8 protein-coding genes and 1 pseudogene are annotated in these 9346 nt (G+C 60.6%); 7 read left to right on the top strand and 2 right to left on the bottom strand.

What is annotated here, in order from left to right; all coding sequences use genetic code 11:
• The first annotated feature begins 434 nt into the window (after positions 1–434).
• The gene (locus U1R88_RS35135) at positions 435–1121 is read left to right on the top strand and encodes a hypothetical protein (protein ID WP_322435503.1); all 687 of its coding nucleotides are present in this window, start codon (positions 435–437) and stop codon (positions 1119–1121) included.
• Positions 1122–1510: 389 nt separating this feature from the next.
• Here U1R88_RS35135 and U1R88_RS35130 read toward each other — a convergent pair whose 3' ends face one another.
• The gene (locus U1R88_RS35130) at positions 1511–2464 is read right to left on the bottom strand and encodes a LysR family transcriptional regulator (RefSeq protein ID WP_322435502.1); all 954 of its coding nucleotides are present in this window, start codon (positions 2462–2464) and stop codon (positions 1511–1513) included.
• A gap of 400 nt (positions 2465–2864) precedes the next feature.
• Here U1R88_RS35130 and U1R88_RS35125 point away from each other — a divergent pair, with 400 nt between their 5' ends.
• The 6 genes from U1R88_RS35125 to U1R88_RS35100 all read left to right on the top strand — a co-directional run bounded on the left by U1R88_RS35125 (position 2865) and on the right by U1R88_RS35100 (position 8397).
• Positions 2865–3650 (top strand): amino acid ABC transporter ATP-binding protein, encoded by a 786-nt coding sequence (locus U1R88_RS35125; protein ID WP_322435506.1) that lies wholly within the window; start codon positions 2865–2867, stop codon positions 3648–3650.
• Positions 3651–3663: 13 nt separating this feature from the next.
• Positions 3664–4323 (top strand): ABC transporter permease, encoded by a 660-nt coding sequence (locus U1R88_RS35120; RefSeq protein ID WP_322435501.1) that lies wholly within the window; start codon positions 3664–3666, stop codon positions 4321–4323.
• 11 nt (positions 4324–4334) lie between these two features.
• A complete protein-coding gene (locus tag U1R88_RS35115) occupies positions 4335–5066 on the top strand; it encodes an ABC transporter permease (protein ID WP_322435500.1) in 732 nt (243 codons plus the stop codon).
• Entirely contained in the window at positions 5056–6192 is a 1137-nt protein-coding gene (alr, locus tag U1R88_RS35110; RefSeq protein ID WP_322435499.1) for an alanine racemase, read from the top strand. The genes U1R88_RS35115 and alr overlap by 11 nt, the downstream gene beginning before the upstream one ends.
• Positions 6193–6224: 32 nt before the next feature.
• Complete coding sequence (locus U1R88_RS35105; RefSeq protein WP_322435498.1) at positions 6225–7070, top strand: transporter substrate-binding domain-containing protein; 846 nt, start codon at positions 6225–6227, stop codon at positions 7068–7070.
• A 64-nt stretch (positions 7071–7134) separates the two neighbouring features.
• Positions 7135–8397 (top strand): CapA family protein, encoded by a 1263-nt coding sequence (locus U1R88_RS35100; RefSeq protein WP_322435505.1) that lies wholly within the window; start codon positions 7135–7137, stop codon positions 8395–8397.
• Between the two features lie 125 nt (positions 8398–8522).
• Here U1R88_RS35100 and U1R88_RS35805 read toward each other — a convergent pair.
• Positions 8523–9276, bottom strand: a pseudogene (locus tag U1R88_RS35805) (aminotransferase class V-fold PLP-dependent enzyme); the annotation flags it as partial.
• Between the last annotated feature and the right edge of the window lie 70 nt (positions 9277–9346).

Genomic DNA, 9346 nt, shown 5'->3' with positions numbered 1-9346 from the left:
CGAACCACGGATGATACGGATAGAGAACTTCCCGGAATGCGGTCCCGTGGGCGTTCTCAAGCCCTGTTGTACAACGAAGTTCGTCCTCATAGTGCCATTGGCAATACGGTGCCGATGGCGCTCATCAATGGCTCCGGCGCATCCAATCCGCCATAGGCCTTAGCCCAGAAAATCCGCAAGCCGGGCGGTCAAAATTTGGGGAGTGCGGCGAAGAGGCCGTAAACTTTAGCCTCAAGGCGGTCCAACAATGGGGCCGGATCAGAACAACGGCCGCTGGCCGCTACCATCGAGACTGATTGTTGCAAAACTCAATTGCAGAAGTGATGCTTCAATCGGGCTTTATGGGAAGCAAGGGCGCGGGATCAAAGAAACGGGTTAAGGAGGCAAGCTTGAAGCGATGTTTTCAGAGGCGGTCTTGCCGGTGGCTTGGTCTTATGCTGGCGACGCTCCTTACCGTCTCTGCGCAGGCCCAAACTCCGGCCCCTGCAGCCAGTGAAGTGAGCGGCAAGACCATCGAAATCCAATATCCTTTCGGGACAATGGCTATTTACCTGCGTCCAGACGGAATGAGCCTCGCAGCTCTGATTTGGGGTGGGAGACCACCCGAAGTCATGGGGCTCAACCGATGGTCGTCACAGGACGGGGCATTGTGTTTTTCCCCGTTGGATAAGGGAGTGCCGGCCGATTGGGGGTGTGCCAAAATCGCAATTGGCAAAGACAGCGCAATCAACCTGAGTTTCATTGCTGACGACCCTCTGAGAGGAAAACTTCTTTCGGAAAACCCGCATGATTTGCGTAGCGGAAGAGAGGCAATCATGGGAGTTTCGGGTCAGACGATTGTGGTAAGCGATCGCGATACCTCCCGGATGTTGAAGCTCTATCTATCGGCGGATGGCGTCGCTCATGCAAATATAGCCGACTTCGGATCACCACAGCCGGATATCAGATTGGGAAAATGGTCCCTTCAAAATGATCTGTTGTGCCTCACCGGCTTCGGTGAAACGGCAACATTCAAGGACGGGTGTGTACCCATAGCCACGATGCAAGACGGGAATGCCTATCTAGGAGGCTCGATCCGGATGAGTGGCAAGGTTTGGCCAGGAAACTCCGAGGGCTTGTAATTCTGCCCTCCCGAGGACGGTCGAACGGATTGGGCAGGGCTCTTTTTGCAAAACTCCCGACATTTGTGGAGCACGGTTGGAGGCAGCATCACGGAATGAACGACTTCGCGTCGCACTTTGCTGAGTTGAGGCGGGTATCGAACACGGCAGGCCGACGCGATGGCCACTTGGCTGGAAGTTGCACGCGTCTGCACCGCTCGTGACGAACAGGGCTGATTACCCTTCAGCGCCCGCATGCCCGTTAATGTGAGAGTGCCCCCCGGCCAGCTTGGGCCATATCGACATGATACCTCCACCGCCTGGTCAACAGGTCACGACCTCAAGAGCGCATGGATCGTTCATTAAGGCATGGCGCGTATATATCCATCGTCAATTGAGAGTTGAAGTGATCATCGGGCGCCTTGTGGGCAAATGTTGGCCTGTTCACGATCTTCCATGTCGGCCTTTGAGCACTTGACCAACACTTTGATCGTTTCTTCGAGCAGGGCTCCGAGCCTGCGCCCCTTTTGCCAGAAGACGACATAGTGATAGAGAGCGCTCGGCTCGAAAGGGCGGACTTCAACGGGGAACGACGCGAACTGGCTGGCGGCAAAGGTGTTGCTGCTCGAGATACCGAGACCGGCGGCGACAAAATTGACCTCCTGGCCGATGACATCGACCTGTATCGCCAGATGCGGTTCCGCCCCCATATATCTCATGGCGTTCTCATTCATGAGATGGGATTGCATCCCGGGTCCAACATCCGCGAGCGGTTCTCCCACGAGATCTTCTGGCCGGATGACGTCCTTTTGAGTGAACCGGTGACCCTTGGGGAAAATGTAGACATTGGTCGCGGTGGTCGCCGGACACCAGTCAAAGACGTTGCCGTCTAGCGGCAGTCGAGCAATTCCGAGGTCGGCGCGTCCCTCGAGGACATGCTCCGCCACCTCAGGGTACGTGCCCGACTTGAGAACGATCCCTGCCACCGGTTGGCGTGAGCGCAGCTGGCGGAAAGCCTCGGGAAGAAGTCTGAGCGAGAAAACGTGCGGCGCCGCGATGCCGATCGTGTCGCTATCGACCCCCTTCAGGGACGCAACCGTTTTGGTGATCCTTTCTATTTGGACGAAGGTGGCGTCGGTGTCGCGAAAAAGCATCATGGTGTGGGCAGTCGGAACAAGCCGCCCCTTGTCACGCACGAACAATTGCAAGCCGAGCAGGCCCTCCAAGATCCGAATTTGCTGGCTGACGGCCGGCTGGGTGATTTCAAGCGCCTTGGCAGCGCTGCGCTCCGAGCCTGACCTGACAACCTCGCGCAGGATCTGAAGCTGGCGGAGCGTAATGCCCGTCTTTGAGATTTCCACCATGACGAGGCTTCCGCGCGGCTGGCCGATTGTCGCCCTTCTTTACGAAGACAAACTTATACGGCAATGCCGATCTCGCGCCACCTAATTGTCCCTCGCATCGCTAGGGACGGCTATTCGGCTTGAGACGATGACACTCCATATTAGCTGAACTTATCGGAAAATAATTTCGCTTATAAATTGATCTCGGAAAGCAGGCGGGCAATTGTGGGGTCGAGACGCAGTTCCGAAGGTGCTCCGCGTCACCGGAACAAAGGGGCGTCCTACACATCGACAACAGAAATCAAAAGGATGGTGCCGCTCCCATGCGTGCAGCAAAGCCTTTGTCGCGTCCCCTATTCCCCGCGCCCCGTATCGGCGGCACGCCGCCTTCAGTGGGGAATGCCTGATGCAGAGTACACCGATGTTTCACCAGGCTCCGACGCACGGCATCCGTGCCGAGCGGATCGAAAAACGGCTTGGCGGCAACGACGTTTTGCGTGGCGTCAACCTTGACGTCCGAGCAGGTGAAATTCTCTCGATCCTTGGCAGCAGCGGCTCGGGCAAGAGCACGCTTCTGCGCTGCCTCAACCTCCTGACGGTGCCCGACCGGGGCGATATCTGGGTCGACGGCGAGAAGCTGGCGATCCGAGTTGCATCGCGGCAGGGCGGCCAACCCAGCATCACCGACCATCGGCAGGTCCGGCGCATTCGGGCCTCGATGGGCATGGTGTTCCAGAACTTCAATCTCTGGCCGCACAAGACAGCGCTTGAAAACGTCAAGGAAGGTCCCATCCTCGTCAAAGGGATCCGGCGCAATGCGGCCGCCGATCTCGGGCGTCATTACCTCGCCAAAGTCGGGCTTTCCGACAAGGCGGACGCCTATCCCCGCCATCTTTCCGGCGGCCAGCAGCAGCGCGTCGCGATCGCTCGCGCGCTCGCCATGGAGCCGAGCATATTGCTCTTCGATGAGCCGACCTCGGCCCTCGATCCGGAGCTGGTCGGCGAGGTGCTTCGTGTCATGGCGGCGCTGGCGGAGGAAGGGCGAACGATGGTGATCGTCACCCACGAACTCGCCTTTGCCAGGCAGGTTTCGACACGGGCAGCCTTCATGCACCAAGGCTTGATCGAGGAAGAAGGTCCCCCGTCGGAATTCTTCGCCACACCTGCTTCCAGCCGGCTTCGCAGCTTTCTTGCCTCCCATCGATAAAGGGGTTTCGCGCATGGACGGATTTGCCGTGCAATTCGCCAACGGGCTGAAGACGACCGTAATGCTGGCGCTTGTCAGCGGCGTGCTCGGCATGGCGCTTGGTTTGCTCGCCGCAGCCGGGCGCCTGTCTCGATGGAAGGCCGTGAGCCTCGCCGTCGGCTTCTACACCACCATCATCCGCGGTGTGCCCGAACTGATCATCATCCTGTTGATCTATTTCGGGGGCACGGTCGCCATCAGCGCCTTCTTCGGCCGCTATGTCGAGGTCAATGCGTTCCTGGCGGGCGTCGTTTCCCTCACCGTCGTCTTCGGCGCCTACACGGCGGAGATTTTCCGAGGCGCTGTGCTCAGCATACCGCGAGGACAGATCGAGGCAGCCCGCTCGCTCGGGCTGCATCCCTGGCAGAGCTGGCTGCTCGTCACCCTGCCGCAGATGCTGCGCATCGCCCTGCCGGCGCTTGCGAACCAGTGGATCTCCCTGGTGAAGGAGACCTCGCTGATCTCGATCGTCGGGCTGACTGATATCATGCGGGTCGCCGCCATCGGCGCGGGCTCGTTGCGGGCGCCGCTGAGCTTCTATCTGGCCGCTTCCGCCCTTTATCTCACGCTCACCAGCCTCGCACTGGTGATCTTCAACCTGCTCGAACGGCGTTTCGCCGTTCCCGGGCGGTGAGGCGTTCCGCCATGGATATCGCACTCCTCCTCACCAGCACAGTCACGCTCGCCGGCGGCATTCCGCTGACGCTTCTCCTGACATTCGCGTCGCTCCTGGCAGGCCTCATCCTCTCGGTGCCCCTGGCCTTCATGCGCGCGTCGTCGCGGCGCTGGCTGTCGCTGCCGGTACTGGCCTACACCTATGTCTTGCGTGGCACGCCACTGCTCGTGCAGCTTTTTATCGTCTATTACGGCCTCGGCCAGATTGGCCTCATCCGCTCGAGCGTCCTGTGGGTTCTGCTGCGTGATCCTTTCTGGTGCTGCCTGCTTGCCTTCTCGCTCAATGGCGCCGCCTACACAACGGAGATCTTCCGCGGCGGGATCCAGGCCGTCGCCCCCGGCATGGTCGAAGCGGCACAATCTGTTGGCATGTCGTCGTTGCAGATCAAGCGCCGGATCATCTTTCCAATCGCCTTTCGAAGCGTGCTTCCCTCCTACGCCAATGAAATCATCAGCCTGGTGAAGGCAACTTCGCTCGCCAGCACGGTAACCCTCCTCGAAATCACAGGGCTGTCGCGAAAGCTGGTTGCAGAGACCTTCGCGCCCTACGAGATCTTCATCGCCGCCGGCTTGCTCTATCTTGGCCTGACATTCGTGCTGACCGGTGCTTTCCACCTGCTGGAAACGCGATTGAACGGTGCGCCGCGGGCGAAATCCGAACCAAGCCGGGTCGCCCTCGCGCCGGTGGCCCATGAACACTAGGTCTCACCAAAGTCCGCTTCAGCTCGGCGAGACCGCCTGGCGCGAGATCGATCTGTCGGCGATTGCCTCCAACTACCGCGCCATCCGGGCGGCGATCGGACCGAACACGAAAATCATCGCCTGTCTCAAGCAGGATGCCTATGGATGTGGGGCGGAAGAGGTGGCCTGCCTCCTGTCCGCAGCAGGCGTCGATGCCTTCGGCGTCGTGTCGATCGCCGATGCCCTGGCGGTACGAAAGGCGGCGCCGCGAAAGCCCATCCTGATGTATCCGGGCATTGGCCCGGATGCCATCGAGCTTGTCCGGGAGCTCGATCTGACGATTTCGATTTCCGGCGAGGAGGATCTGCGCCGCTGGCTTGCGACCGGCACGGCACTCAAGATCTTCGTCAAGGTGGATCTGGGTTTCTGGCGTGCGGGCGTTGCGCCCTCTGGCCTTTGGTCCCTCATCGATCTATGCGCGTCGCAAGCCAATATCGTGGTCGAGGGTCTTTATGCCCATCTCAGCGAATTCGGCCAGGCTGGCGCCTCGGCGCAAGAGCAGGTTGCGCGCCTCGCCCCTCTTCTCGAGGGGCTCGAGGCGACAGGCCGCCGTCCCGCGACGGTCATGGTGTCGAGCAGCGAAAGCCTGCTTCGCCATCCCGAGTTCGACATGGATGCGGTGGATCCCGGCGCGCTCCTTTTCGGACTGACCGGCGCCTATGCGGGTCGCCGAGGGTTGCTCATCCGCCCTGCCCTGTCGGCGATCAAAGCACGCATCGTCGCACTCAAGGCGAGCGACGACAGCATGGGCGCACCACCGGGCCTGCCTGGATATCGAGGATCCATGCGCCTGGCGGTGCTGGGCATCGGCTGGGGACACGGGGTGCCGCGACATCCCGGGGCCAAGGCCATGGTGCTGGTCAGGGGGCGGCGTGCTCCCATCATCCCGCCTGTCCATCTCGAACATCTTCGCGTGGACGTCAGCGATATTCCCGAAGCCGAACTCGGGGACGAGGCGATCCTGCTCGGCGCTTCGGGCGCTGAACGCATCAGGCTGCAGGACCTCGCAGATGCCTGGAACACGGACGAAACGGGTGCCGCCTGCGGCCTCCGCGAGAACCTGCAGCGGATACACCTCGGCGAATAATCAAGAACCGAACCAAGAAGAAGGGGAACACCATGAAACGACATCTGGCTTTGGCCGTTCTGGCAATCCTGCTCGCCAGCAGCGTTGCCCGTGCCGAGGAGAGCAGGGCGATCACCATCGCTTCGGAAGGAGCTTCGCCGCCCTGGGACTATATCGACACAAATGGTGCGCTTGTCGGGTTCGACATCGATGTGGGCAATGAACTCTGCACGCGCATGAAGCTGCAGTGCACCTTCGTCGCCCAGGATTGGGACGGCATCATCCCCGGCCTTCTGGTCAAGAAGTACGACGCAATCATCGCCGGCATGTCGATCACGGAAAAGCGCAAGAAATCGATCGCTTTCTCCGTTCCCTATGCGGTGGGGCCAAACCAGATCGTCATGCGCCGCGACCTTGGCCTGCCGCCCGGCGATACCAAGGCCAAGCTTGATCTAACGGACATCGACGCGAAAAAGAAGGCGCTCATCGACAGGCTGAGGGAAAGCCTGACGGGCAAGACGCTCGGCGTGCTTCGATCCTCGAATTCCGAGGCCGTCGTCCGGGAACTCTTCGGCGATATCGCGCAGGTGCGCAGCTATGACAGCCAGGAAAATCTGAAGCTCGATCTCACATCCGAGCGCATCGACGGCGGTTTGGGAGACTATCTCGTCTGGAAGCAGTTCCTGGAAACGCCGGAAGGAAAGGCCGTCGACTTCTTCGGCCCCCAGCTTTCCGGGGGCACCTGGGGTCCTGGTGTCGGGATCGGCCTTCGCAAGGAGGACGCCGATCTCATCGAAGCGTTCGACAAGGCCATTGAGGCAAGCACCAAAGACGGAGCGCTCGGCAGGATCAGTCTGAAATGGTTCGGCGTGGATATTTCTCCGCAGACCGGGAAGTGACCACTCCCCCCCTTCCGGAGGCCTGATGGCCCCACTTTTCGAACCCATCTCCGAGGTAGGCATCATGTCTTCGCCGTTCACGCTCGCACTGACCGGGCAATCCCTGATTCATCATGATGTTCGACAGGTTTCCGACGAGGGGTTTGCCGCGATCAAGTCGTTGATCCGGCGAGCCGATATCGCCTTCACGAACTTCGAGACCACAATATTCGGTCGACACGGCGGATGGCCGATGAAAGGAAGCTATTTCGGCTGCTCGGCACCCGTGGTTCTGGATGCGTTACAGGACATCGGCTTCAATGCCCTGGCGCTCTCCAACAACCATGCTTTCGACCTGGGCCCGCCCGGCATCCTGTCCACTCTCGAAGAGGTTGCGGCCAGGGACTTCCTTCATGCCGGTATCGGGGCCGATTTATCGCAAGCGCGGCAGCCTGGCCTCAAGACCTTCGGCAAGAGGTCGGTAGCGCTCGTCGCGATCGATGCCGGGCCCGGGCCGGCGACGATGTATGCCGCCGATGCAACGGACAGAAGACCCGCGCGGCCCGGCGTGAACGGGCTTGAGGTTTCAAGGGTGTTCGAGGTGGATAGGTCGAGCTTTGATGCCCTGAGTGGCATTCAAGCAATGTTCCAGAGCAGTCCCATGGAACGGGGCAATTATGCCCAGCCCCACGATCCACCTGAATTACGATCAGCAGGCGACATCGATTTCTATGGCACGATCTTTCGCCGCGCGTCCGAAAACAGGCGCAGGATCCTCGTGGACGAAGCCAGCTTGGAGATTCAACTGTCGGCGATCCGCAGGGCCGCCGCGGAGGGTGCCTTCGTCATAGCCTATCTCCACCACCACCACTGGGAACCAAGCTGGCGTGATGTCCCCGTATGGGTCCAGACATTTGCGCGTACCTGCATCGATGCGGGTGCGGGTGTGTTCGTCAGCCACGGCGCTCCCGTGCTGCAGCCCATAGAGATCTATCGTGGTGCACCGATCTTCTACGGGCTCGGCAATTTCCTGTTCCATCTCAATGAGGGCGAGGTGGTGTGGAGTGCGCTGGAGGTTTGGAAGAGCGTGGTCGCAAGCTGCCGCTTCGACGCCGACGCTCAGCTCCAATCGATCGATCTCCATCCCATCGTAATCGGCGGCGAGCACTTGGGCGCCCAAAACTATCATGAGCGCATCGTGCCTGTCCCAGCCCCCAAGGTTCTGGCAACCGAAATGGTGGAGGATCTAGCGGCCCGCTCACATGCACACGGGGTGTCGATTTCTTTCGAAAACAATCGTGGGACGATAAATCAGTGTCACTCCTCAGGAATTAAGACGGTCTGCTAATCGGAAATCTAGCATCTGGCCCAAGAGCAGTTGCAGCTGTCCGCTTAGGGGCCGAAAGCGGATCATCGGCTCTTGGGGCCACTTCGAAGATAGCCGCCGATCAGCAACCGACCCATTGCCGGCCATCAGGTAAATCGGCGGGACATCCCCAAACCGGCCGTTCCGACACCTCGCAGCAGTCCCGTTTCTCCATGTCCAACAGACCATTTCGGGAAAACGCAATCGGGAACAGGTTGCGGGGAGGCGCGAACGAGGTCTAGGAGGTGACGGCGCTCGCTGTCGATTGGCGTGCTGCTCGGCGATGACACCGACACGTTGATCCCGCAGTCGGCCAGGCGGGCTGCGACAGACGCGGCATCCATGCGGTCGAGCGTGAACGTCACGATCGCGGCCGGATCGGGGCCGAGGTCGCGGACGGTGACGCCGGGCACCTCGTCCAGCAGCGCGCGCAGCGTAGTCGCGAGCGCCTTCACCCGGCGCTCGATGCGCGGAATGCCGATCGCCAGCGCCTCTTCGATCGCAGCGCCCAGGCCGAGCCGCACCGCATAGTTGCTCTCCCACGTCTCGAACCGGCGCGCGTCGGTCCGCAGCGTGTAGGCGTCGAGCAGATAGGGGATGCCATATGCTGGCGATCCGGCCGCCCTCGGCGGCGGGATTGACCAGCCCGCCGTTGGTAGGAACCCAGGTGATCGCGATCAGGCGCACGCGATCGTCGATCATCATCTCCAGCGCCCGTGGGTCAAGCCTGCCGTCCGCATCGTCGAGAATAAGGTCGATCACCGCGCCGGTGCGCTTCGCGATCTGAAGGTAGGACAGGTAGTTGGCGGCATATTCCGCGGTGGTCGTCAGGATGCGGTCGCCGGACTTGAAGCCTAGGCTTAGGACTCATTGATCAGATCCAGAAGATGACTGCGGCTGCGATGCAGATTGCCGAGAAGAAGGTGTGTGC

The sequence above is a fragment of the Labrys sedimenti genome (assembly GCF_034424805.1).
GTDB lineage: Bacteria > Pseudomonadota > Alphaproteobacteria > Rhizobiales > Labraceae > Labrys > Labrys sedimenti.
This window is presented reverse-complemented; position numbering and strand designations above follow the sequence as displayed.

Coding starts and splice junctions, on each gene's coding strand:
- U1R88_RS35120 (WP_322435501.1), top strand. CDS start 3,664: ATGGACGGATTTGCCGTGCAATTCGCCAACGGGCTGAAGACGACCGTA.
- U1R88_RS35100 (WP_322435505.1), top strand. CDS start 7,135: ATGTCTTCGCCGTTCACGCTCGCACTGACCGGGCAATCCCTGATTCAT.
- U1R88_RS35105 (WP_322435498.1), top strand. CDS start 6,225: ATGAAACGACATCTGGCTTTGGCCGTTCTGGCAATCCTGCTCGCCAGC.
- U1R88_RS35115 (WP_322435500.1), top strand. CDS start 4,335: ATGGATATCGCACTCCTCCTCACCAGCACAGTCACGCTCGCCGGCGGC.
- U1R88_RS35135 (WP_322435503.1), top strand. CDS start 435: ATGCTGGCGACGCTCCTTACCGTCTCTGCGCAGGCCCAAACTCCGGCC.
- U1R88_RS35130 (WP_322435502.1), bottom strand. CDS start 2,464: ATGGTGGAAATCTCAAAGACGGGCATTACGCTCCGCCAGCTTCAGATC.
- U1R88_RS35125 (WP_322435506.1), top strand. CDS start 2,865: ATGTTTCACCAGGCTCCGACGCACGGCATCCGTGCCGAGCGGATCGAA.
- alr (WP_322435499.1), top strand. CDS start 5,056: ATGAACACTAGGTCTCACCAAAGTCCGCTTCAGCTCGGCGAGACCGCC.